Source organism: Vibrio sp. 1402, assembly GCF_033340275.1.
In genome coordinates this window covers 244936-270796 of the sequence record NZ_JAWOWE010000005.1, presented here as the reverse complement: position 1 = coordinate 270796, position 25861 = coordinate 244936, and the positions used below count along the sequence as shown (strand labels likewise).

Annotated in this window: 21 protein-coding genes; 12 read left to right on the top strand and 9 right to left on the bottom strand. The window is 44.5% G+C overall.

From position 1 onward, the window contains the following. Positions 1-410: 410 nt before the first annotated feature. From R7044_RS12270 to R7044_RS12250, 5 genes are all read left to right on the top strand, one after another. Positions 411-2864: a glycogen/starch/alpha-glucan phosphorylase gene (locus R7044_RS12270; RefSeq protein ID WP_053307964.1), complete on the top strand. Its 2454-nt coding sequence runs from the start codon at positions 411-413 to the stop codon at positions 2862-2864. A gap of 117 nt (positions 2865-2981) precedes the next feature. Next, positions 2982-5162 carry a 4-alpha-glucanotransferase gene (gene malQ / locus R7044_RS12265; protein ID WP_225455605.1) on the top strand — a complete coding sequence of 727 codons (2181 nt, stop codon included), beginning with the start codon at positions 2982-2984 and terminating at the stop codon, positions 5160-5162. 283 nt (positions 5163-5445) lie between these two features. Beyond that, entirely contained in the window at positions 5446-7638 is a 2193-nt protein-coding gene (gene glgB, locus R7044_RS12260; protein ID WP_373920865.1) for a 1,4-alpha-glucan branching protein GlgB, read from the top strand. A 136-nt stretch (positions 7639-7774) separates the two neighbouring features. Then, positions 7775-8449: a monofunctional biosynthetic peptidoglycan transglycosylase gene (mtgA, locus tag R7044_RS12255; RefSeq protein ID WP_054865800.1), complete on the top strand. Its 675-nt coding sequence runs from the start codon at positions 7775-7777 to the stop codon at positions 8447-8449. Positions 8450-8629: 180 nt separating this feature from the next. Next, positions 8630-10690 (top strand): alpha-amylase, encoded by a 2061-nt coding sequence (locus tag R7044_RS12250; protein WP_042522184.1) that lies wholly within the window; start codon positions 8630-8632, stop codon positions 10688-10690. Positions 10691-10759: 69 nt separating this feature from the next. Here the strand turns inward: R7044_RS12250 and R7044_RS12245 are convergent, their stop codons facing one another. Continuing rightward, on the bottom strand, positions 10760-11476 hold the full coding sequence (locus tag R7044_RS12245; protein ID WP_225455604.1) for a DsbA family protein: 717 nt from the start codon (positions 11474-11476) through the stop codon (positions 10760-10762). Positions 11477-11572: 96 nt separating this feature from the next. After that, positions 11573-11860, bottom strand: a complete 288-nt coding sequence (locus R7044_RS12240) for a hypothetical protein (RefSeq protein WP_081107505.1) — start codon at positions 11858-11860, stop codon at positions 11573-11575. A gap of 448 nt (positions 11861-12308) precedes the next feature. On the opposite strand from R7044_RS12240, the gene R7044_RS12235 reads away from it, so the two are divergent. The 5 genes from R7044_RS12235 (at position 12309) to R7044_RS12215 (ending at position 15842) form a co-directional block, all read left to right on the top strand. Then, positions 12309-13046, top strand: coding sequence for a nucleoside recognition domain-containing protein (locus R7044_RS12235; RefSeq protein WP_064376878.1), 738 nt, complete (start codon positions 12309-12311; stop codon positions 13044-13046). Continuing rightward, a complete protein-coding gene (locus tag R7044_RS12230; RefSeq protein WP_005374849.1) occupies positions 13046-13513 on the top strand; it encodes a YjiG family protein in 468 nt (155 codons plus the stop codon). The genes R7044_RS12235 and R7044_RS12230 overlap by 1 nt, the downstream gene beginning before the upstream one ends. A 9-nt stretch (positions 13514-13522) precedes the next feature. After that, a complete protein-coding gene (locus R7044_RS12225; RefSeq protein ID WP_064376876.1) occupies positions 13523-14647 on the top strand; it encodes a M20 family metallopeptidase in 1125 nt (374 codons plus the stop codon). A 206-nt stretch (positions 14648-14853) separates the two neighbouring features. Further along, positions 14854-15228 carry a YkvA family protein gene (locus tag R7044_RS12220; protein WP_033906664.1) on the top strand — a complete coding sequence of 125 codons (375 nt, stop codon included), beginning with the start codon at positions 14854-14856 and terminating at the stop codon, positions 15226-15228. A gap of 170 nt (positions 15229-15398) precedes the next feature. Continuing rightward, positions 15399-15842 carry a DUF6795 domain-containing protein gene (locus R7044_RS12215; RefSeq protein WP_033906665.1) on the top strand — a complete coding sequence of 148 codons (444 nt, stop codon included), beginning with the start codon at positions 15399-15401 and terminating at the stop codon, positions 15840-15842. 133 nt (positions 15843-15975) lie between these two features. On the opposite strand, the gene R7044_RS12210 is transcribed toward R7044_RS12215, so the two are convergent. The 4 genes from R7044_RS12210 to R7044_RS12195 all read right to left on the bottom strand — a co-directional run bounded on the left by R7044_RS12210 (position 15976) and on the right by R7044_RS12195 (position 20973). Continuing rightward, entirely contained in the window at positions 15976-16440 is a 465-nt protein-coding gene (locus R7044_RS12210; protein WP_033906666.1) for a DUF6795 domain-containing protein, read from the bottom strand. Positions 16441-16842: 402 nt separating this feature from the next. Continuing rightward, positions 16843-18147 carry a dicarboxylate/amino acid:cation symporter gene (locus R7044_RS12205; protein WP_025768631.1) on the bottom strand — a complete coding sequence of 435 codons (1305 nt, stop codon included), beginning with the start codon at positions 18145-18147 and terminating at the stop codon, positions 16843-16845. A 389-nt stretch (positions 18148-18536) separates the two neighbouring features. After that, positions 18537-19802 carry a DUF1835 domain-containing protein gene (locus tag R7044_RS12200; protein WP_005374868.1) on the bottom strand — a complete coding sequence of 422 codons (1266 nt, stop codon included), beginning with the start codon at positions 19800-19802 and terminating at the stop codon, positions 18537-18539. 280 nt (positions 19803-20082) lie between these two features. Further along, positions 20083-20973, bottom strand: coding sequence for a LysR family transcriptional regulator (locus tag R7044_RS12195; protein WP_033906667.1), 891 nt, complete (start codon positions 20971-20973; stop codon positions 20083-20085). A 109-nt stretch (positions 20974-21082) separates the two neighbouring features. Between R7044_RS12195 and R7044_RS12190 the strand changes: the two genes are divergently transcribed. Together R7044_RS12190 and R7044_RS12185 are read left to right on the top strand one after the other, a co-directional pair. After that, the gene (locus R7044_RS12190) at positions 21083-21391 is read left to right on the top strand and encodes a monooxygenase (RefSeq protein WP_005374871.1); all 309 of its coding nucleotides are present in this window, start codon (positions 21083-21085) and stop codon (positions 21389-21391) included. Between the two features lie 7 nt (positions 21392-21398). After that, complete coding sequence (locus tag R7044_RS12185) at positions 21399-21770, top strand: hypothetical protein (protein WP_017634450.1); 372 nt, start codon at positions 21399-21401, stop codon at positions 21768-21770. 65 nt (positions 21771-21835) lie between these two features. Here R7044_RS12185 and R7044_RS12180 read toward each other — a convergent pair whose 3' ends face one another. The 3 genes from R7044_RS12180 to R7044_RS12170 all read right to left on the bottom strand — a co-directional run bounded on the left by R7044_RS12180 (position 21836) and on the right by R7044_RS12170 (position 25656). Beyond that, positions 21836-23995, bottom strand: coding sequence for a polysaccharide biosynthesis tyrosine autokinase (locus R7044_RS12180; protein WP_064376872.1), 2160 nt, complete (start codon positions 23993-23995; stop codon positions 21836-21838). Between the two features lie 29 nt (positions 23996-24024). Next, on the bottom strand, positions 24025-24465 hold the full coding sequence (locus R7044_RS12175) for a low molecular weight protein-tyrosine-phosphatase (RefSeq protein ID WP_064376871.1): 441 nt from the start codon (positions 24463-24465) through the stop codon (positions 24025-24027). A gap of 69 nt (positions 24466-24534) precedes the next feature. Further along, positions 24535-25656, bottom strand: coding sequence for a polysaccharide export protein (locus R7044_RS12170; RefSeq protein WP_033906671.1), 1122 nt, complete (start codon positions 25654-25656; stop codon positions 24535-24537). Between the last annotated feature and the right edge of the window lie 205 nt (positions 25657-25861).

Genomic DNA, 25861 nt, shown 5'->3' with positions numbered 1-25861 from the left:
GGGTTGATGGATTTACCATCAACTACGCCCTTTATTTGTGATTGTCGTCACTTAAATATCGTTTGTTTCGTTAGCGTTAAGATCGCGTTGCACATAGATTACGAAAAGTTCTTCTACGCTGACCGAGTTAATGTGACCGATATTACAATTTTCACATCATCAGATGAGTGGACTATAAAAAGCGTCATGAACGGGTTTTAACCTTTCTCACATTCCATTGTGATCAAAATCACTAAGAACTGGCGCAAAGTTCACTTTGTTGAGATTTGGATCACTAACCTAGCAATGGTACCCCCTCTACGCCCTCAGCTCTCCTCCTTCAAAGGATGAGAATTAGGAGGATGTTTATTCACAGAGGTAAATGCACGATGTATGGCAGATGAATTACCAAAAGACGTGAGAATTTCGTAATGAAACCTACTCAACAAAAACAATTTGACAAGAAGTCGTTCCAAGAAAGCGTAAAGAAACACCTATCTGTAACTTACGCTCATACGATTGAAAACGCAGACAGCCGCGCATGGTACCTAGCAATGGGGCATGCTCTGGCTGAATTTACTACTCTAGATTTGCTTGCGACAGAAGAAGATCCACGCATTAAAAGTGCGAAGAGCGTTAACTACCTTTCGCTAGAATTCCTTATCGGTCGTTTGACGGGTAACAACCTAATCAGCATGGGTCTGTATGAACAAGTAACAGAAGCAATGGCTGAACTGGGTTACAACCTAACTGATCTGCTAGAAGAAGAGCGCGACCCATCATTGGGTAACGGTGGCCTTGGTCGTCTGGCTGCGTGTTTCATGGATTCATGTGCGGCACAAGAATTCCCAACTGTCGGCTATGGTTTACATTACGAATACGGTCTATTTAAACAGTCATTCAAAGATGGTCGCCAGCAAGAAGCACCTGACGCTTGGCGCGGTGTAGAAGGCTACCCTTGGGAAATTGCGCGTCCAGAACTTGCGCAAGAGATCGGTTTCTACGGTCACGTTGAAGTGATTAACGAGAACGGTAAAGAAGTTCGCAAATGGGTACCAGGCATGACAGTAAGAGCAATGCCTTGGGATCTTCCAATTGTGGGTTACGAATCAGACACGGTTTACCCGCTACGTCTTTGGGAATGTCAGGCGATTGCACCATTCTCACTAGCAAGCTTTAACAATGGTGATTACTTCGAAGCTCAGCACGCACTGATCGACGCAGGTAACATCACTAAAGTGCTTTACCCGAACGACAACCACGAGAAAGGTAAAACACTGCGTCTAATGCAGCAGTACTTCCACTCAGCAGCGTCTGTACGTGACATCCTACGTCGCCACGAAGCTGCGGGCTACTCGCTAGCGGATCTACCTAAGCAAGAGACTATCCAGCTTAACGATACACACCCAACGATTGCGATTCCTGAACTAATGCGCATCCTGATGGATGAAAAAGGTTTAACTTGGGAAGCGGCTTGGGAAATCAGCTCTAAGACATTTGCGTACACCAACCACACGCTACTTCCAGAAGCACTAGAGACATGGCCAGAGTCGCTAATCCAGCACCTGCTACCACGTCACATGGAGATCATTTACGAGATCAACCACCGCTTCCTACAAGACGTACGTGCAATGTGGCCGGGTGATGTCGCGAAGCAACAGAAGCTTTCTATCATCGAAGAAGGTTTCCACCGCATGGTTCGCATGGCAAACCTATGTGTAATCGGCTCTTACGCAGTAAACGGTGTAGCAGCACTTCACTCTGAATTGGTTAAGAAAGACCTATTCCCAGAGTTCCACGAAATGTACCCGACACGTCTACACAACGTAACGAACGGTATTACGCCACGTCGCTGGTTGAAGTTCTGTAACCCAGGTCTGTCTCAGCTTATCACTGAGAAAGTCGGCCCAGAATGGCCAGCGAAACTAGAGCAACTTGAAGGTATTGCGAAGTACGCTACTGACGCGACATTCCAAAAAGAATTCATGGCAGTGAAGAAAGAGAACAAAGAACGCCTAGCAACTTGGGTGAAAGAGAACATGGGTATCGAGCTCGATACTAATGCAATCTTCGATGTTCAAATCAAGCGTCTGCACGAGTACAAACGTCAGCATCTAGACTTGCTACACGTACTGTCTCTGTACCACCGTATTCTTAATGAACCAGGTTTTGAGTGTACGCCACGCGTTGTGTTCTTCGCAGCAAAAGCAGCACCGGGTTACCACCTAGCGAAAGAAATCATCTTCGCAATCAACAAGATTGCAGACAAGGTGAACAACGATCCTCGCATCGGTAACAAGCTGAAAGTGGTATTCATCCCTGACTACCGCGTGAGCATGGCTGAAATCATTATCCCTGCGGCTGACGTTTCTCAACAAATCTCGCTAGCGGGTAAAGAAGCATCAGGTACAGGTAACATGAAGATGGCGCTAAACGGTGCGCTAACTATCGGTACAATGGATGGTGCAAACGTTGAGATTCGTGAGGAAGTAGGCGATGAGAACATCTATATCTTCGGTCTAGATGTTGAAGGTGTGAAAGCGCTGAAAGCTCAAGGTTATAACCCATTTGATTACTACAATGCGGATCACTTACTCAAAGCGTCCATGGACCTACTACTGGGTGAAGAATTCACTCCAGGTCAACCGGGCTTACTGCGTGCCACATACGACAGCCTACTAGACGGCGGTGACCCGTACTTATGTCTTGCGGACTTTGCATCTTACGTGAAAGCGCACGAAGACATGAGCGAACAATATAAAGATCAAGCTGGCTGGGCGAAGAAGGCCATTCTTAATACCGCCCTTGTTGGCAAGTTCACGTCAGACCGCTCAATCCGAGACTACGTGAACAATATCTGGAAACTTGAAGCGGTGAAACGCTAATAGAACCTAGTTAAGACCAAGGTAGCCAAGCGCTACCTTTGGTCATTTTCCAAAAGAAGTTATTGATAACAATAAAACCCTACATGGAAGGTGTTGGTATTACCTTCGGAGAAAGCGATGAAAGAACAAACAGCATTAAAGAAAGTCGCGGAAATGGCGAGATTGGCTGATAGCTATGTCAGTGCTTGGGGAGATGAGGCTAAAGTGTCTGAGGAGACGCTACGCCGCTTGCTCGCTTCGCTTGGCTACGATACTAGCAGTGATGAAAGACTACTGGCTTCTGCTGAAAAGAAACATAAAAAAGACGTACTAGCCCCTGTTCTTGTTTTACGCGACGGCGAACCAGTCGAAGTGGAACTAAACCTAGGTACGAGTGCTCGTGAGAGTGAATTCAGCTGGCGTTTAGAAACAGAACAAGGAGAGGTACTTGAAGGCTATCTTCAGTCCCAAATTGTTCGTGATGAGCGTGCTGAGGGTGGCCCTCTAGTGTTTGCATTGCCAAAGAACTTGGCTTGGGGTTATCACAAACTGATCATCAGTCGTAAGCGTCGTAAAACACCTTACGAGATGTCATTGATCATTACGCCGAAAGCGTGTTTCAAACAAGACGATCTAAACCAACACAAAAAGCTATGGGGTCCTAGTATCCAGCTTTACACACTGCGTACTCAGCATAACTGGGGCATCGGTGATTTTGGTGACCTAAAACAACTGGTGAGTGATATTGCCTCTCGTGGCGGTGACTTCATTGGCTTGAACCCGATTCACTCGCTGTTCCCTGCGAATCCAGAAGGGGCAAGCCCATACAGCCCGTCTTCTCGTCGCTGGCTGAACATCATGTACATCGACGTAAGCTCTGTACCTGAGTTCGCGCTTAGTGCAGAAGCACAACAGCGAGTGGGTAGCGCAGAGTTCCAACAACGTCTACAAAAAGCGCGAGACTCTCATTGGGTGAGTTACACCGAAGTTTCGCAACTAAAAATGAGCGTTCTTCCGCTGCTATTCAGTGAGTTTAAAGCTCGCCATTTAGACAAGAACACCGATCGCGCTCGTGCCTTCTTGGACTTTGTTGAAAAAGGCGGCGACAGCTTGCTACATCAAGCTGCATTCGATGCACTTCATGCTGATTTACATGCAGAAGATGCAAACATGTGGGGCTGGCCAGTATTCCCTGAGAAATACCGCACATTCGACGCAGCTGGTACTCAGAAGTACATTAAGGACAACCAAGATCGTGTTCACTTGTACATGTACCTGCAATGGATCGCAGACGATCAAATCAAAGAAGCGCAAGCGCTAGCCGAAGAAAAAGGCATGGCTGTGGGTTTGTACCGTGACCTTGCGGTTGGTGTTGCAGATTCAGGCAGCGAAACATGGGCTGACGAAGGCGCGCTAGTATTGGATGCAAGCATCGGTGCGCCACCAGATGTACTTGGTCCACTAGGCCAAAACTGGGGTCTGCCTCCGCTTAACCCTCAGGTTTTAGAAGCGACTGGCTACGACGCTTACATCAAATTGCTACGTGCTAACATGAAGCATTGTGGTGCATTGCGTATCGACCACGTACTTGGCCTGCTTCGCCTTTGGTGGATTCCAAAAGGCGAGAAAGCGACAGAAGGCGCATACCTGTACTACCCAGTTGAAGACATGCTAGCAATCCTAGCCTTGGAATCTCACCGTCATCAGTGTTCTGTGATTGGTGAAGACTTAGGTACTGTGCCAGATGAAATCGTTGATATCCTACGTGATGCAGGTGTGCACTCTTACAAAGTCTTCTTCTTCGAAACCTCAAAAGAGGACGGCGGTTTTATTTCTCCGAAGCACTACGCTGAGCAGTCTATGGCTGCGCTGTGTACGCACGATATGCCAACACTACGCGGTTTCTGGCACTGTGATGACTTGAAGATGGGGCGTGAGATTGGTCTGTACCCTGATGAACAGCAGTTGGAAGGCCTATTCGCTGACCGCTTGAAGTGCAAACAAGGTATTCTAGACAGCGTTCGCTGGCATGGCTATCTGCCAGAAGGCATTGGTCATGATGCTCAGTACGTGCCAATGGATTCATACCTAAGCGAAGCGCTGCAACTGCACGTAGCCGCGGGTGACTCTGCACTGCTTAGCGTTCAGCTTGAAGACTGGCTAGAAATGGATCAACCGGTCAACATTCCTGGTACGGTGGATGAGTATCCAAACTGGCGTCGTAAATTGTCGATGAACCTAGATGAAATCTTCAGCCGTGAAGATGTGAATCGTATTTCTAAACGCCTTACTGAAGTTCGCGCACAGGCGAGTAAGTAAGATGCCTAGAGTGACGTAGATGGACGAGCTGATTACCAATTTTGTTAGCTCAGAGGTACGAAAGTTCCGTCTAGGTCACTCATTCCTAAAACACAATCCGTTAGGATGAAGTACCGTTATTATGCCCGCGACAATAGCGGGCATTTTTGTATTTTGACGCCGTTTACGCAACGAACGTGAGAAGCGGAGTCTTTTTGTGAGTTCACAACGTTGGCTGTGGAGAAACCGATGTTTGATTCAGATCTCTGGTCTTGAAAAGGATGTTGGCTCTAGGGAGAAAGATTTGAAAACCACCAAAACCAAGAAAATAAAGAAACAACACGAACGCGCATACGAACTGCTTGCTGAGGCGGCTTACTCAGATCCATTTGCGGCGCTGGGTCCATTCATTGACGACGAAGCTTCGCTGAGAGTTTGGATGCCGGGCGCAAACAAGGTTGAACTGCTTGTTAATGGTGAACCTCGCGTGGCGCTTGAGCGTGATGGCGACAGCGGTTTCATCTTAAAAGAGCAACGCGATTTACACCTGACCCACTACCGTTTAGCGGTCGATTGGAATGGTGTTGAACAAATTATTGATGACCCGTACCAGTACCACAATATCTACCAAGAGTACGAGCATCTGCATACGCCAAAAGACATGTATCACTACATGGGCGCGCACTTTGTCACGCTAGAGCGTGGCGGTGAAAACATCTCTGGTGTGCGTTTCCTTGTTTATGCACCACATGCATCTGCTGTTAGCCTTGTGGGTTGCTTCAACCAATGGGATGGCCGTCGTCATCCAATGCAACGCTTAGACTACGGTATCTGGGGCCTATTCATTCCTGGTTTGGAAGAGGGGGTACAATACAAATTTGAGCTCAAAGGGCCAAATGGGGAAGGGTTGCCACACAAACAAGACCCTTGGGGTTTCTACTCTGAGCAATACCCATCGTTCGCATCCATTACCTACGATCACAAGCGTTACCAATGGCAAGATGCGAAATGGCAAAACCGTGCAGTGACACAAAAGTGTGATGAAGCGTTATCGTTTTACGAGCTACATGCTGGATCATGGAAGCGCGACGAGAACGGTGATTTCCTGAACTACCGCGAACTCGCGGAGCAGTTGGTGCCATACCTTGTGGATATGGGCTACACCCACGTTGAGCTGATGCCTGTGTCTGAGCATCCATTCTATGGTTCATGGGGCTATCAACCTGTTGGCTTGTTTGCACCAACTAGCCGTTTTGGCTCACCTGATGATTTCAAATTCTTCGTGGATGCGTGTCACCAAGCTGGTATCGGTGTAGTGCTGGATTGGGTTCCTGCGCATTTCCCATCGGATGATCATGGTTTAGCTAACTTTGATGGTACGCCTCTGTTCCATGATCCAGATCCTCGTCGCGGTTGGCACCAAGATTGGAACTCCTACATTTACGATTTAGGCCGTGAACATGTACGTCGCTTCCTTGTCTCGAATGCGCTGTACTGGTTTGAACAATTCCATATTGATGGCATTCGTGTCGATGCTGTTGCGTCGATGCTCTATCTCGATTATTCACGTAGCCACGATCAGTGGGTCCCGAACGTTGATGGTGGCAACGAAAACTACGACGCAATCGCAACCTTAAAATGGATGAACGAAGAAGTGTACAAGCACTTCCCGAATGCGATGACGATTGCGGAAGAGTCAACGGCGTTTCCGGGTGTGTCTGCGCCAACCTTTATGGGTGGTTTAGGCTTTGGCTTCAAGTGGAATATGGGGTGGATGCACGACAGTCTTTCATACATCAAAGAAGATCCTGTTCACCGCAAATACCACCACAATACCATCACATTTCCGCTGGTTTATGCGCACAGCGAGAACTACGTCTTGTCTCTCTCTCACGACGAGGTGGTGTACGGCAAAGGCTCTATTCACAACAAGATGCCGGGCGATGAATGGCAGCAAACCGCAAACCTAAGAGCATACTACGGTTATATGTATGGTCAACCGGGCAAAAAGCTGAACTTCATGGGCGCGGAAATCGGTCAAACGGCGGAGTGGAACCACGATGATCAGTTGCAATGGTTCTTGCTAGAATACGAGCGTCATCAAGGCGTTCAAAAGCTGATGCGAGATTTGAACCACTTGTACCGAAATGAAGCGGCGATGCACGATCAAGATTGTGTTCCTGCTGGTTTTGAGTGGCGTCTACAAGACGAAGCGGATGCGAGCATCCTAGCGCACGAGCGTATTAGTAAAGAAGGTGAGCGTATTCTGATCATCACCAACTTTACGCCCGTACCACACGAGCGCTTTCGTTTAGGCGTTCCAAATGCAGGTCAATACGAACTGCTACTGAATACAGACGACAGCAAGTACGGCGGCAGCGATTTTAAAGTGCTGACCAGTGTGAAAACGGAAAAAGTTGAAAGTGAATCACTGCCTCAATCACTTGAGCTTCGTTTGCCTCCACTTTCAACCGTGTTCTACAAGCTGCACAAATAATTTAGTCTAATCAAATTCTAAGCCCGTTTTACATTGTAAATCGGGCTTTTTTTGACCAAGTTTTCACTAACGATAAACAGACTGCATACTCTATACTTGCATCATATTGTTTTGTTAAATCAGGCTAGGTCGGACTTTGAGAAAGATTAAATCCCTTCTGTTCAATATCTTATTGGTGCTTTTGCTTTTACCAGTGATGCTCGTTGGCATAGTGAAATACATCGATCCACCAATTTGGGGATGGAAGATCAGCCGCATGATTTCTCCTCCTGAAGGATTTCCTGAAGAGAGTCAAAATGAATGGGTGCCTTTGAGTGATATTTCTAAACACATTCAACTGGCCGTGATTGCGACAGAAGATCAAAAGTTCCCGACCCATTACGGAGTGGATTTTGATTCCTTGTTTAAAGTGATCTCAGAGTCTGGCGAGAACGGTCCCTCTCGCGGTGCGAGCACGATTACTCAGCAAACTGCAAAGAACGTGTTTCTGTTTCCTTCACACTCTTATGTGCGCAAAGCGTATGAGCTTTATTTTGCTCTGCTGATGGAAGCAATGTGGAGTAAAAAACGCATTCTTGAAGTGTATTTGAATGTGGTGGAGTTTGGTCCAGGTATTTATGGCGCGGAAGCCGCTGCGCAAAACTACTTTGGTATTCCTGCTAAACAACTTTCAACACGCCAAGCAGCAAGGCTTGCGGTGGTGCTGCCAAATCCGTATCGCATCAAAGTTTACCCTCAGACTTCTTACACCATCAGCCGCGTCAATTGGGCGATGAGACAAATGCGTAACCTTGGTAGCGTTCAGCTTTAAACTCCTTTTTACCCTGCTCATAAGTAGAACTACGCCCCCATAAAAGCAAAATGTGAAGCGTCACAAGCTTTAGGGCGTAGCCTTTCAGAATGATGTGCTCAGTTTTTCATCCATTTACTATTAGTGTGAATAAAACTACAACACGAATACTGCGCCTATGCGCAACCAATGGACTGAACGATGAAACTGAATCTGATTACGACTACCTTATTGCTTGCATCGGCAAGTGCCATCGCCGAGCCAAACATCACCATTGCTACCACGACCAACAGCCGTGACTTTCCGTTAAGTGCAGAGCAGCCTTTGGTTGTGCCCTTAACCAAAGACGGATACACGCTCAAAATCACGGGTATTGAAGGCGACTGTGTCGCGCCTGATGGTCAGAAGGTCAAATTCAACAAACCTATCGCGCTGAACTGTGGAAAGCCAACAGAACTGCCTTTAAAAATCCGTTTTACTGGCGATTACTCTTTTGCTTTTGATGCGGAAGCCAAAACTCTACGCTTCAAGCGAGAGCCTAAGAAAGCTGCCAAGACAGAATTTAAACGCCCAATCCCACAAGTGCAATGTGAGGTTTACCAAGGCGGCGAAGTCACCATCGCGCTGGGTGACAGTTTCCCCGATGGCACCAAGTTGCGTGATGCCTATTCTGGTCAGATGGTCGAAGTAAAAGATCAGCAAGTATCGCTGACACCAAGCAAAGATTCAGGCGGTTTGGTGCTACTAGAGCCAGTGAAGAAAACCAAAGAAGCAGTGCCGTTTGATTACCGCAATGCCAACATTTACTTCGTGATGGTCGACCGTTTCAATAATGCTGATACGAGCAATGACAACAGCTATGGTCGCAAGAAAGACGGTAAAGAAGAGATTGGTACCTTTCACGGTGGTGACCTAAAAGGTGTGATCGAAAAGCTAGATTACATAAAGAGCCTAGGTACCGATGCGATTTGGTTGTCGCCAATCGTTGAGCAAGTACACGGCTTTGTGGGTGGCGGCGATAGCGGCTCATTCCCATTCTACGCTTACCACGGTTACTGGACGCGTGACTTTACCAAGATTGATGAGAACTTCGGTAACGAAGCTGATCTTAAAAAGCTGGTGGAAGAGGCACATAAACGTGGCCTTAAAGTCTTGATGGACGCAGTAATCAACCACACTGGTTACTCAACGTTAGCCGATTTGCAATTTGACGGTATTGAGGTGTTAAAACCAAACGCTGACCTACCTAAGAAATGGGGGGATTGGAAACCAAAAGCGGGCGAAAACTGGCATAGCTACCACCAGAATATTGATTACCAGAGTCCAAACTGGGCGAAATGGTGGGGCGGTGACTGGGTAAGAACAGGTCTACCGGGATACCCAGTTCCGGGCAGCAGTGATATCACCATGTCATTGGCGGGTTTGCCAGACTTTATCACTGAATCAGACAAAGCCGTGAAGCCAGCTCAATGGCTATTGGATAACCCTGGCACTCGCGTTGAGGAGCGTGATAATTACACCGTCTCGGACTACCTAATTGAGTGGCAAACTGATTGGGTGAAACGCTTTGGTATTGATGGTTACCGTGTCGACACGGTGAAGCACGTTGAAGGCGATGTGTGGAAACGCTTGAAAGAAGAGGCATCAAGCAGCCTTGAGCAGTGGCGTAAAGAGAACGGTAAGTCAGGTCAGCCATTCTGGATGATGGGTGAAGTATGGGGACATACCGCATATCGCAGCCCTTACTTCGACGACGGCTTTGATGCGTTGATTAACTTCGATATGCAGAAGAAGTTAGACAAAGGCGCGGCGTGTTTCAGCCAAATGGCAGACACTTACCAAAGCTATGCGGACACTATCGCCAATGAGAAAGACTTTAACCCTGTGAGCTACATGTCTTCTCACGATACCGAGCTGTTCTTCTCTCGCTTCAAAGATTACGGTATGCAGCGTAACGCCGCGAATGCACTGCTTTTGAGTCCTGGTGCTGTTCAGGTTTATTATGGTGATGAAGTTGGTCGTAACATTGGTCCTTACGCGGACGATTTCCACCAAGGCACTCGTTCTGACATGGTATGGAAGCTATCTGATGAGAAGCAAGCGCTGCTCAAACACTGGCAAACTCTTGGTCAGTTCCGTAAAGCGCACCCAGCGATTGGTGCGGGTCAGCATCAAGTAATTGAACAAGAAGGCGCGTACGTGTTCTCTCGCTCGCTTGGCAATGACAAAGTCGTTGTGGCGTTTGTGGGTCGCGACAAGTAGTTAGAACTTCGTTTTAAGCCTAGATAGAAAAAGCCCTTCCTTGAGTTATCAGGGAAGGGCTTTGTTGTATTAGTTCGCCAGTTCTTGGTCGATGACTTTTTCTAGCTCGTCAAACGGCACATAGCCAGGAATGACTTGATCATTAATGATCAACGCGGGCGTGCCGCGTAAACCAAGTTGCGTGAAATACTGATAGTTTTTATCAAGCAACGCCTTGGTCTCTTTGTCGTCGACAAGCTGTGCTTCTGTCCCCGTTTTTTTCGCTATTTGACTTAAGGAACGTGCGTCATGTGCGCCCGGTTTTTTCACCAATAACTCATGCACTTGTTCGTACTTATCTCGCTGGTTTTGCCAAACATTTAATGCGTAACTTGCCGAGTTGTAGCCGTTTTTCTCGTATTGTTCTTTAAAAGAGACATTGAGGTTAAGCACTTTTACCTGCGGATATTCCTTACCAACTTTGACCAGCTCTCCTTCTAAACGTTTACAAAAAGGGCAGCTATAGTCTGTTACGTTAATAATGGTTAACTCAGGGTTTTCAGCACCAAAAGAGGAATGTTTGCCATCACTTAGATATTGACGAACCTCCTTCAAGGTGTCGCCAAATGACTGTTGATACGCAATGTACTCTTGAAGGTTTTGGTGCAATGAATCAAGAATTTGAGGGTTTTCTTTTAGTATCTGAGTAACTTCCTCTAGCTTTTGTTCTGCGGTCTTTTCTGATGCGAAAGATACGGCAGGTACGATAGCCATCGTTAACGCCAAAAGTGTACGAGTGAATGTCATAATATTTCCTAAAACTTTTAAATTTCGTTGTTTGTTATGTGAAGTGAATAAAATATGTACAAAAGTCAGGCCGAAAGGTCTCTCGCCTTGCTGGCTTTATTCTCTAAACACGCAAAGTTTTAGGTGAACCCGATACTTTTCCGGTATCGGTTCTGTGTATTCCAGATAGCGAATTGCTGTGGTTGTCATCGGCAGCGCCACAACCAAAGCAAACAGAAAAAATGGAATAAGAATATGATCAAACTGATGTTGGTACGCTTGAACCAGCTTTTCTGAAAGGTCGCAAGATGGTGATAAATTCACACTCTCATCTTGCTGACTCTGTATTTGGTGAGCCTTCGGGCAGCTTTTCGAGAAACCAGAATTTTGGCTTAAGCATATCATCACCACCCAAAGCACGAGGGCGAGTGTCCATTTGGCTATTTTATATTGTGAGCGTAACAATGGGTCGTATAGTCCTGTTAATTCTGGTTTATACCGTTTACATATGACCGGGCCATCCTAACCTAAATTTCGTGGCTGAATGTTACTTTCGAGTTAATCGATATTGCCTCAATGCCAAAGTATGAAGTACGTCATGAATGTTGTAGAAAGCAATATTCGTCAGAATCATTTGTTGAGTTGATGAAGAAGTCGTGAGCTATCGACATAGATTAATATACCTAATTGTTAGCACAAATTTTTATTATCTTTCAATTGTGATTGGAATCATAAAACAAAACTTCATAACTGAGTCGCGATAATGTTCGGCAGGCGGATTGATTTTGATCATCTCTCTAGCACATTATTCAGGTGAACATATGTGTTAAGTTCCACATGTGTAGGTAATGTTATGAAAATTCCTGTTCAAACTGAGCGTAAAGTTACACTGGGGTGCTACGTTGCTCTGGCGTTTGCGGTTGTGTTCTTTTCTGGCCTGATGCAATCTAGCGAATGGTACGGTGTATTCGATTTTACAACGCTCAATGGCTCTTTCGGCAAGGTGGCGTATGGTGTCACCGAAACGGCTGACGGTGTGCAAGTTGCAACAACGTCGCTTCGCGGTACTGGTGGTAGCGGTGCTCGCGACGGTTTCATTTTCGCACTTACTTTGATTCCAACTGTTATGTTCGCCTTAGGTATGATCAACGTACTTGAGCACTACGGTGCACTTGAAGCAGCTCGTAAGCTTCTTACTCCTCTTCTGCGTCCTCTAATGGGCATCCCTGGTAACTCTGGTCTGGCTTTAATTGCTTCTCTACAAAGTACCGATGCAGGTGCGGCAATGACGCGTCAGCTAAAAGATGAAGGTCACCTAACTAAGCGTGAAACGGACGTATTTACCATGTTCCAGTTCACTGCAGGTGCAACCATCGTGAACTTCTTCTCATCGGGTGCTGTGCTGTTCACACTGACGATAGCTGACGGCTCTCTAGCAGTAACGTCTTCTATTGGTTTAGCAGTTGTGGTGATGTTCGCATTTAAGATCATCGGCGCGAACCTGTTCCGTATCTACCTGAACATGACGGAAGGTAAAGAAGACAAGCAAGACCCAAACAAATCAGAGAACCTAAAAGAGGAGACGGCATAATGGGTGACGTTAAAGCGAAAAAACCAATGGTGACGGATATCTTCGTCGAGGGTGCTAAGAAAGGCTGGGTAATTGCGACTACCTCTACGGTGCCTAACGTATTGATGGCGTTCGTTATCATCAAAGCGCTTCAAATCACTGGCGCGTTGGATCTGATGGGCACGGTGTTTTCTCCAATCATGGCAGTGTTTGGTCTTCCGGGTGAAGCAGCAGCGGTATTGATCGGTGCTTGGATGTCGATGGGCGGTGCGGTTGGCGTAGTGATTACGCTGTTTGACCAAGGTATCCTGAACGGTACGCACATTGCGATTCTTGCGCCTGCTATCTACCTAATGGGCTCTCAAGTTCAGTACATGGGTCGTATCATGGGTCCAATTGGTACTGAAGGTCGTTACATCCCAGTTATGATTGCAATCTCAGTATTGAACGCGTTTGGCGCAATGCTGGTGATGAATCTGTTTGTCTAGGAGTGAGTCATGCAATTCTCTCTAAATGAATATCTAGAAGAGCTACGTCCGCTGATTAATGTGGATTGTGGCACTTACACGACTGATGGTATCGAGTTTATCGCTTCTCAATTTGAAGAGAAGTACCAAGCGATGTCAGGTTGGAGCGTAAAACGCATCGACTGTGGCAGAGCGGGCATCGGTCTTGAAGTTCGAAACAAGCCGGAAGCTGAGCAAATCGACGTAATGCTGATTGGTCACATGGATACCGTGTTCCCTGTGGGTACTGCTGAGCTTCGTCCAATGTCTCAAGATGCAGAGAAAGCCTACGGTCCGGGCGTCTCGGACATGAAATCTGGCTTGCTGAACATCGTATACGCGATGCGCAATCTAGACCAAGCGGTGTTGGATAAGTTGTCTATCGCTATCTGCATGAACCCAGATGAAGAGACGGGCTCTCTGGACTCTGTGGATTGGATTCAATCAGTTGCGAAAAACGCTAAGAATGTGCTGGTTGCAGAAGCAGCACGTGCAGACGGTGGTTTAGTGAAAGCGCGCAAAGGCATGGCTCGCTACAAAATGACCTTTAATGGCGTTGCTGCTCACGCAGGTAACGAGCCAGAAAACGGCCGCAGCGCAATCACTGAGATGGCGAATTGGATTCTGGCTGTCAATGCAATGACCAACTTTGAATCTGGTACTACGCTGAACGTCGGCATTGTTTCTGGCGGCAACGGTGCGAACATCGTCCCTGAGCACGCGGAAGCGATCGTGGATGTGCGTTTCTGGAGCAACGAAGAATACGATGATGTCGATAGCAAGCTAAATGGCATGCTGGAAACACCATTCGTTGGTGGCGTGAGAATTGAGTTGGTTCGTGAAGCTTATAAGCCTTCTATGGTGCCAAGCCCACAAACAGAAAGCCTGATGATGCTAGTTGAAGAAGCCGCAAGTGAACTGGCGATCGACATCAACTGGAAAGAAGTAGGTGGTGGCTCTGATGCAAACAACACGGCGATTCTTGGTGTTCCAACTTTGGATGGTCTAGGACCTATCGGTGCGGGCTTCCACAGCGATCAAGAGTACTTGTTGCTTGAGTCTATTGAACCACGTATCAAAATGTTGATACGTGTACTGGAGAAGATTGTTCAATAAGGCATTCTGCTTCTAAAGCTTGGCTCCCAAAGCTGTTGGTTTCAAAACCATTTGGTTTCCAAAGCAATAATCCCTGGACTTCGGTTTGGGGATTTTTTTATCTAGCCATTTTGTTTCCTTTCTTCATTATCATTACGCGCTATTAATCCTACGTTCAGGTTCATCGCCTTAATATCTATGCCACAGTCATAAATTTAGGAGGCACGATGACCACAAGCATGTCTGTAAATTCGGCGTCCGATGACGTCTTAGACCAAACGATGCAAGCACCAGATGAGAAAACCTTCTGGCGTAAAATGAAAGCGTCGGTTAGGAAAGCGGGTGAAGAAATTGCCGTAATGGGCATAAAATCATGGCTCGCGATGACAGATTCTAACACCTCTGTTCGCCATAAGGCGATTTTAGGTGGAGCATTGGCTTACTTCGTATTACCAACCGATATGGTGCCAGACGTACTCGCTGGCGTCGGTTTTACCGATGACATGGCAGCACTTACCTTAGCCGCGAACTCAGTCGGTAATGCCATCACTAAAGAACACGAAGCACAAGCCAGAGAAAAACTGAATTCGATGGTGGAGTAGGTATGGCCCATCAAACATGTTCTATGTTTGGTTTAGCGCAAACAAGAAATTGTTATTTTTAACATTTACTCAAAGCACACGAGCTCGTAACAATACGTTTTTCCGTAGTAGATTTGCTCGATTTGAAAGGGTACTTTCAGATTCAAGTTTTTATCTAAGAGAAACCTTTCATGTACAGGTATACGCCAGATATTATTGGTATGCTAACTTTGAACGTAAAACCGTTGTCATCTCAATTAGTGGTCCTCCGAGTCGGTGTGCGTGGAACCATTCATGAGTTTCAAACTATTACTGATGCTAACGGATCGTTTGCCTTCCCTGCATTTGAAGAGCATGAGTCTCAAGACTTATTGAACTTAGATCAGAAATACGTGCTCGTTTTCCTGAAGACTCATCTAGCAAATGGAGAAGAGGTGACGATATGGGAGTCTTCAATTGATGGTTATGAGACTTATGAGTTTGCTAGAGAAAATATGGGAAATTTGAATTGTGAAGTAACCAATGAAGTTTACTACTTCGCTTTTTCTTATTTTGGAAATGGTGAAGATGATACTTATGTGTACAGTCAGTGCAAACTAACTGGTTATGTAGAATCAGGAGTATACGAAAGTTAAGTAGTGAATTACTTTAGAGAAATATTCTGCGAATTAGCACTTTGATTGATATGTTTAAACTTGATTGAGGCGTGCAGGTATAACTTTTTCTTTTAAAGAACTTTGAGTTTAATAATCATCACAATCATAAACTCTATGAAAAATGTCTTTTATATAAAAATCCATTTAAATTGCAGTTGCTAATAACCATTAGATCTCCAGCATTTTCTAGATTGATATTCTTGAAAAAGTATCGAAACTCGGTACCTTCAAGCTCACAGTAAAGATTACTTAAGTTGTCCTTTATAAATATAGGTGGTGAAACGTAGTTTAACTGAGACTCCCAAATATATTTCTTTTCTTCATTTATATAGGTATATATTCCGATATATGAATATGTTTGATTCAAAGCTGATTCTTTGAACCTTTGAGCATGTATGACTGGTTTAAAGTGAAATTCACCTAACTCATTAGTACTTGAACTCCTTTTGTAATTATTTTTTAAAAAATTAGCTTCTAAGTAAACCGTTACATTTTCTAGAGGTCTTTGATCAAGAACTAAAGTACCTTTTACCTCTGGGCTTAATGTATATTTAAATTTCTTAAAAAAATCGAACATACTTTCGTTGAAACCTAATGCAAGTATTGGAAATGAGAAAATGAATAAAAAAGACTATTTTTAAACATGAAATTATGATGTATGTATCTTAGTACCAACTTAATTATCAGACTACTATCTATCGCGATTTGGTTTTGAACTTTAATTTGATAATGGAATTTGTATCTCTATATGATGAAAATGTTCCTTATATCATTTTCAAAGTAATAAACATAGGCGAGTTATCTTAACCCTCTAGATGAACTAATATAGAATCGAACTACTTACCGATTAGTAATTGAAACAACCTCGGGGGACGAGAAATTTATCTAAACCTTTTTGACTTCGGGTTAATTGGAAATAAAAAACCACCTTAGAGTAAGGTGGTTTTTGCTTAGACAGGATAATTTAACTTGGAAGGGTTTAAGCTTCCGCGCGTTTCAGGTGCACTTCTTCTTCGGCTACGCCTGCCATTGGGTCGTTGAAGCGAGCTTCATCCAATGCACCCTCTGATTTTGCAACGATGACGGTTACAGCACTGTCACCAGTGATATTTACCGCGGTACGAATCATATCAAGAAGACGGTCAACACCCATGATGAGCGCGATACCTTCAAGCGGCAGACCAACTTGGTTCAATACCATAGCAAGCATGACAAGACCCACACCAGGAACACCTGCGGTACCGATAGACGCCAGAGTTGCCGTCATGATAACCATTAGGTAATCGCCCATAGTTAAATCAATATTGAAAGCTTGAGCAATAAACGCAGTTGCTACGCCCTGCATGATCGCCGTACCGTCCATGTTCACGGTTGCACCAAGTGGTACTGTGAACGATGATACACGGTTCTCAACACCCATGCGGTGCTTTGCTGTTTCCATTGTCACTGGAATCGTCGCGTTTGATGATGCGGTCGAGAAAGCAAACATGATCGCGTCTTCCATCTTACGCAGGAACGTAATTGGATTTAGACCAGTGAAACCTTTTAACATTAAGCTGTAAGTGACTAGGCCGTGCAGGACAAGCGTCCCCGCCAGTACTAAGAAGTACTCTGCCAGATTGACGATTGCGCCCAGACCAAGACCAGTAAATAGCTTCGCCATTAAGAAGAACACACCATAAGGCGCCAAGTTCATCAAAATCGCAACCAGTTTCATGATCACTTCATTCAGATCAGCGAAGAACGCTGCAATACGTTCACCAGGTTTGCCTGCTGCGCTGATCGCGATACCAAATAGTACCGCGAACACAATAACTTGCAGGGTTTTACCTTCAGCCATCGCACTGATAGGGTTGGTTGGGAACATATCGATGATCACCTGACCCAAAGATGGTGCTTCTGCTGATTTGAATGAACTTGCTGCGGTTAGGTCAGCGCCAGCACCTGGCTGGAACAGAGTACCCATAGTTAGAGCAAGCGTAATCGCGATAGCCGTTGTTGTAACGTAGAAAGCGAGGGTTTTACCGCCCATGCGACCCAGTGTAGAAAGGTCTTTGAGAGAGCTAGTACCACAAACTAACGAAACAAATACTAGCGGTACAACAAGCATTTTTAAGCTGGCAACGAAGATCTGTCCACCAACTTCGAATAATCCATTAACAATGTATGCGTCGACAAATCCGTTGTCGGCAAAAAGTGTGCGAATTGCAAATCCTGTCAAGATACCCGCAACCATACCTAAAATTACGCGGCTGGTAAGCGACATCGGTTTCTTGGTATTCATGAGAACACTCCTTATAGTTATGCACCTTGAGTTCACTTCAAAGCGGCGAGCAGATTAGCAGCGGAGTGAGAAAATACGAAAGAATAATCCTCTAAATGGTTAATAGATGTGAACTTTATCACTAATAAAAATGGGATTTTAACCAAATATTAACGAATTGGCCGGATTAAAAGTTTGTATTTTAACACTTTTATCGAATATACAACCGATAACAAAGAGGATTTACAATAAATTTTAATAAGAGATAGAGTGCATACTCTCTTTGAGTGGATGCATTTCTGCATAACTATTTAAGTTGTATTCAGACTAGCGGTCGCTTCTTTAGCGATACTTTAGTATTGAGTGTTCATCAGAGCCAACGAACCTTTTATGCTTTCATATTTGTCAACTCAATGATGGTTGGCAAGTGTAGTTAGTTGGAGGTGATCCCAGCTCCAATAACTTTGACTGGTATTTTTAATCCCTCCAACCCAATAGCATTGTTTCGCTCGTATTAAACCCTCCAAACACTGCTTGCCAGCCTCAGTGATACGGACGCTTTGTTCCCACCAGTGCCTTTCACGTGATTCAATCGTGATCAACGGTGTTTGACACTGTGCTAGAGGGAGGAGTAACGCGTAAAACATCACGTCTCCTAGGTAAGGAAGAGGTTCTAGTTGTTGATATTGCTCAAACCAATCTTTGATGGGAATTGAACGATTTTGTGAGCTCAAGACCTTTAGTGCGAGGTGTTGTGTCAAGCTCAATCCAGTTTGTGAATTAGGTAACTCTTGCAAATGGCGTTTAAGCACGTTGAATATATTGGGCAAGCAATCCAGGTTATGCTGCTGAATCAAATTAACTATGGAAATAGGTGTCGGTGATGTAATAGCGTGCCAACACCGTTTAGCCTGACTGAATAATTTTGCTGTCACAGGTTTACGGTATCGCCAACAAGAACGAATAGCTTCTTCAGGCAACTGCCCAAAGCCGATGAATCGTTCAGTGCCCGGGAACTGGTTCAACTCAATGATCTCTATCACTTTATTCTCTACATTCTCTAACTGTGTTAGAGCACGAATTAGCATCAATTGATCATAACTGTCATGTTCGACCCAAAAGACGATTCGTTCAAATACATCACTTTGCAACAGATCGAGGTTTGATTGTTCCAATGTGACTATATCTTGAACCGAGTCTTCACGCTTCATCACAGGCAGCAGAGTCTCTACGACATATTGGGCACGAATGGCAAGGAAGTTCTGTGGTGTTGCTGGTATGGGGCCAATACAAAGCGGATCGATCAGGGCTAAAAATGTCCCTTCAAATCCGCTGGCTTTAAGTTGTTGTTGAATGTCGTGGCCACAACGAACGTGTAGCGTTTTTACTTTTGCATCTAGGGGCGGTTTTTGTTCTTTGATGGCTAGTTTGTGCGCTTCTAGCTCTTCGACATGAGCTTTTAGTTTACTCCAACTGGATAAGCCCAGTTCTCTTGCGAGTGCATGTTGAACGTCAGCCAATTGAATTGTATTGGGAGCCAAAGATTCTGGTTTGGAGTGAAATCGCTTAACTAACTCCAACGTGGCGTCATCGTATAGGCGGATAGCTTTGAGCCTTTTTTTAGCAATGGATTTTTGCTGATTGATATTGATCGAGAAGCTATTTGTAGAGTTCATATTTCACCTTTCTTATTTCTTCCACACTCGCCTAAATAGAAGCTAAAAAGAAGGTAAAAACAGATTGTGCCTGCTAAACCAAGCAGGTGAGGATATTGCCGTGAACCGAGTTCTTTCCGCGAGTGTTGGGTGCTTTAGGCATGAGCAGAGTGATAGTAGGTGGTCGCTATCCTTCGTGCAACCTTTTGTGAGAGTGTAGCGTCACAAAATGGCCGTTTCTCTATGTTTAGGGAGAATCAATAGGCGATAACACTAGCGATTCAACTCAATACCACTGTTGCTAGACTCGAGTTTCTACACTTTTGAGTAAAATACGATAAAGCGCTTGAGTCGCAGGACCACTTTTGGCTCCTTTGGGCAAAGTGAGGTGCAGCGCAACTTGATATTGATGGGAGTGTTCGAGCTCCAATACTTTAATTTTATCGCTCTTTCGGGCTGAGACTAAGTGCGCTGGTAGCCGACAAAACCCAACGCCTTGCTCTACGGCGTGAAAAGCGTGGTCGAAGTTATCGACGGTAATACGCTGACGTGCGCGTAACCAACCCACATCTCTTTTCGTTTTGTCTGAATCACCTAAGTCACGGATGACAATTTGGCTGGTGGTTGCAAAATCGTCGATGGAAACATGCGGCTTTTTAGCGAGTGGATGGTGTGCTGCGATTACAGGCAGCATGGTTGTTACGCCAAATGCTTCGGCAGGGTAGTTGGTTATCGGTAAGTTGATGATTGCGATGTCAGCGAGCTCATTTACGACCATTTCGGTTGTTTTGCTCAGTGACGTTTCAACCACTTGAACGGAGGTCGTGTTGTTGTCCTCCAAAAATTGACTGAGTGGTGCATAAAGCCAACAAGGGTCACAAAGATGATCTACTGCGACCGTGATTTGAGATTCCACCCCACTTTTTAACTGCTCGCTGATGACTTCTAGTTCCCGCGCTTGTTCAAGCATGGATTGTGCACGACGCAGTATGGTTTTGCCGTGCTCTGTCAAACCCGCTTTGCGCCCTCGTACTTCGATAAGTTGAATACCAAGTTGGTCTTCTAACTTCCTCACCGAGTAGATCAATGTAGTATGGCTCTTGTTGAGCAGTAAAGCTGCGGATTGAATGCTGCCTTCTTGATTAATCGCTTGTAGCGTTTGCCATTGTTCTAAGGTCGTTTTTAGTCTCATGAGTCAATTTTTTAGACAGTTAATGGCGAAATTATGAACTTTTCTGTCAGTTTTATAAAGGTAATAATCTTGTCATCGAAAACGAGTCAATAAGAAGAGGAGACTCAAGATGGCGAAATTATTGCAAGTTGATTTTGAATTTCATGGTCCGTTTGGTGACGAGATGTCGAATGCTCTGGTCGACTTAGCTAAGTCGATTAACCAAGAGCCGGGCATGATTTGGAAAATCTGGACGGAAAGCGAAAAAGACAAACTCGGTGGTGGTATCTATCTTTTTGAAGATGAAGCCACGGCGCAAGCTTATCTCGAAATGCATGCCGCACGCTTACGAAAAATGGGCGTAGTCGAAGTACGAGGTCAAATTTTCGATATCAATGTGCCGTTAACGACGCTCAATCAAGGGCCTATTAGAGGATAAGGAGATGATGACCAACCGCACTTTTCTAACCGTTCATGGTGTCGTATATACGGTATTCGCTTTTGCGTTGTTTTTTGTACCAACCATAATGTGGCCGATGTATGGAGTACAAATTAACGACCAGTACGCGCTGTTTTTATCGCAGCATACTTCGATCTTTTTAGGTGGAATCGCAGCGGTGAGTTTGATGTTACGTAATGTGGAATCAGGGCATACTGCGAAACAGCTGTTTAAAGCATTATTGATTACTAATGGCTTAGGGGCAGTGATTACTACCTATGCCGGCATTATCGGAGTATTTGTCGGTTTTGGTTGGAGTGACCCAATATTCTTTGTCTTGCTTAGTTTGATTACGTACAAGCAACTAAGAGTGCAATAGAAAAAGCCCTGCTGTTTCTAGCAGGGCTTTGTCATATTTGGTTTAATTAGCGATCTAAATTCAAGTTATGATTCGCTTTTGTACGCGTAGTTATAGTAGCCGTATCCATAGCCGTATGAGTTAGATGCTTTTTTCTCAACTGCATTGAGAATCACACCTTTAACTTCAACGCCTGATTGCTCGAAGCGACCTTGCGCGACTTCAATCTCCTTCAAAGTCGTTTGATCAAAACGAGCGACCATCAGAGTTGTTCCTGCAAGCGCGCCAACAATGCTTGGGTCGGTAACTGCGAGTACAGGCGGTGTATCGATGATGATTAGATCGTATTCTTTTGATACTTGTTCTACAAATTCAACAAATCGTGGATGCATCAAAAGCTCTGATGGATTTGGTGGTACTTGACCACGAGTAACCACATCCAAGTTTTCAACTTGACTTGGCTTGATTGCGGTTGCTCGATCAATTTTTCCACTTAGTAAGTCAGATAACCCTTGCTCTGCTGTGAGGCCAAAACATTGCTGTAAATAACCTTTTCGCATGTCAGCATCCACCAAAAGGACTTTTTGACCCGTTTTAGCCGCAACTGCAGCAAAGTTAGTTGATACAAACGTCTTACCTATGGAAGGCGCTGGGCCTGAAATCATTAAGACATTGTTTTTGGCTTCCAACATTGCGAAGTGTAAGCTGGTTCGAAGTCCACGTAGTGCTTCAATTGATAGATCTGCTGGATTGGCATTTGCTAAAAGAAGTAAGTCTTTGTTGTTTTTACGTTTTAGCTTGTTCGCAACTTCCAATTGTTGTGCTGATTTTGGAACACTTGCATATACAGATATTCCAGTTTGCTCAATTTCATCAGGAGAAGTCACTCCACGATGAAACGCGGTTTTTACCAGAACAAATGCGACAGCTACCATGCCTCCTAGAAGAGTAGCCAAAACCACAATCAAAGGTTTTTTCGGTTTAATAGGAACGGCGTAAGATTGTGCATTGTCAATAATACGCACATTACCCACGGTGCCAGCTTTTATGATATTTAGCTCTTGAACTTTATTCAAAAGTTGGATGTAGATTTGCTGGTTTACTTCGACATCACGAGTCATACGCAAGACTTCGCGCTGTGTTTTTGGTAGTTTTTGAACTTGTTTGTTAAGACGCTCTTTCTCTTGCAGTAATGTCTGACGTTTGTCTAACAGCGATTTATAAGCTGGGTGGTCTTGGGTGAATTTTTGACTGATTTCACTTTCTTTAAATGTTAGCTCATTAAGTTGGGCTTCAAGTGCCACCATCACTTTTAGAGTCGATTGTGCTTCGAGATTTAAATCGATAGATTCGTTTTCTTGTCTAAAACTGTTCAATGTATCTTCTGAAATAGTTAGCTTGTCCTTAATCTCGGGTAAATGACCTTTAAGGAAGTTGAGGCTCTGCTCAGCTTCAGCTGAGTTTCTTCTAACATTCTGCAAAAAATAGTTTTGAACAACGTCATTTAAAACAAGCTGATTGTGGTCTGGGTATTCACCTTCAATACTTAGAGATACAATACCTGTTTGGCTACCTCTCTCTGAAATAGAAAGTTGTGAGGCTAACTTGTTGATAGCATCTAACTTGCTTATTTTACTTATTGTAAAAGTATCTTCATTTTGAGCATTGAGCTGGTTCACTTTTACACGATAGCCATTCATCTCAATTAGTTGACCAACTGAACCAGAAAGTACCATTTGGTCTTCAAGCATCAAGCTGAATTGACCTTTCTCGATGTCTGTAGCAATCAGTTGATGAGATAATCCTTTAGCCGTTCGAGGTACTTCAAACGTGGTCAAAGAAATGTAGTTTTGAGTACCGTTGATTCGTGCTAGACCTTTACCAACAAAAGGTAAGTAATCAGGAGTGGCAATGGTTGTTAAGTTAAACTTATCAACGGTATCGCCAAGAATCATTCTCGATTTAATTATTTCAATTTCTGTAGTTGCAGATGATTCGGCAGAAAAGAGTTCTCCCATGTCACCGACCATCGCCGAAATACCACCTGAACTTTTCTTTTCGATTTGTATTAACGAGTCGGCTTTGTAAATCGGAGTTGATAGCAACGCGACCGCGATACCTAATGTTGCAAAAAAGAGTGTAATACTGATGATAAACCATTTCGCGTCTATCAATATGCCGAAGAGCTTGCCTAGGTCGATCTCATCATCAGCAAGAGCAGATGGTTGTATTGTTTGGTTAGCCATTATTTTTTATTTCGCCAAGTGATCTGAATTTATATTTTTTTTGCCCATGCATGAGCAGCATTTTCAATCAGAGATAATGCATGCTCAAAGGCTTCTCTACTCTGTCTGTATGGATCTGGAATATCCACGGAACCTATCCAGTGACCAAATAACATTGCTTTACCTCTAGCCTCTGGTACCAGCTCCGTCAAAGCATCGATATGACCTTGTTCCATCACCAATATTAGGTCTTGTTTTGCGCACAACTTAGCGGTTAGCTGCTGCGCTTTGTGGTCTAGCAGGTAGATACCACGTTCTGACGCGACAAGTCTGGCGGTTTCATCTGCTGGCTTTCCGGTTAGGCGACTTTTTTCTACGGCAATACCCGCCGAAGAAATCTGTTTATCTGGGAGTAGTTGCTGTAGTAACCGCTCTCCTGTGGGAGAGCGACAAATATTACCTACACACACGACAAGAATGTTCGAAAACATGTTTTGCTCCTTATAGACAACGTTTGAATGACTTGTTTATGTTCAAACAAGCCCTTCAGAATGCTTTTTCTATGGCCAAGTCCTGACTCGAAGGACGCCTTCTGTAAGTTCATTGAAGCCTGAGATGGTAGGTACTAGTTGTGCAATAACGCGATTCCAACGACTGATAGGCGCCGCAGTGACATAAACGATGTCATACGGTTTCAGAGCAAATTCAGTACCAATAACGAGCGCTGCCGCATCGGAGACATCAAGTTGATATATGTCGCCCAGTGAACCTGCGTCTTGTGACCTCCTAATTACGAATACACCTGTCGCATCCGCTGATATCTGATTAATACCGCCAACGTTGCTCAGAGCTTCCGTAAGGCTCATGCCAGCGCGATCTATTTTCAGTAGTTTAGGATCGTTAACTTCACCCATAACGAAAACCTTTTGTGAATCATTTCTTGGCACATGGATGATATCACCTGGTTGAAGTAGCCTATTTTCAGTGAGGTCGCCTTCTTGCATCAGCGCATAAAGAGATATGTTTTCAACTATGCCGTTTCTTGTCAGTGTTACATTTTTCCAGTCGGCGTTTTCGGCTAATCCACCTGCACGGTTAATTGCATCTAACAAGGTGAGTGGGATGTTGGTGATTGGTTGTTGTCCAGGATTACTTACTTCACCAGTAATGTAGGATTTTTTCGAACGAAAAGCTGCTACGCTGACATCCACTTGAGGACTTTCTATGTACTTTGCTAATCGGCGAGAAATATCAGCACGAATTTGACGAACGTTTTTACCCGCAACTTCAACAATACCTATATATGGATAGAAGATAGTACCATCAGCATGTACCCAATTCCCCGCTTCAGCAGAGCTGCGATAAGAACCAGCAGGAATAGTTAGTTCTGGGTGATCCCAAATAGTAATGTTTAGTATATCTCCAGGGCCAACCTCATACTCATAAGCGCTAAGTTGGCGATCTAGTTCAGGGTTGGATTTGGCTTCTATCCCCAAACTTTTAAGTTGAGATACTTTATCAAGTGTAAGTGGAAAAACATTGAAATCAGAAGTGCGACTAACATTGCTGTCTTCGACGAAGTTTTTTCCATCTGTGGAAAGGTGACTACCGGGTACAGTACATCCAGAAAGAAGTACTGAGGAGAGCACTAAACTAGCTAGCTTTTTATGTTTGAAATTCATGTTTTTTCATTCATCTGACGTAAAGAGCGAGTTGCTGGTAGCAACATTCTTTTCCAGAAAAGACTTCACAACATAACCTTATAAGCACCACCTTCTTCTATTTATAAAGTGCTCAATAAGGGATTGATTGCATCTGGAGGCATGAACTCTAATGAATTTCAATGATTAGAGCAATAGACAATAATGCAGCAAGTGTCCAGATAAA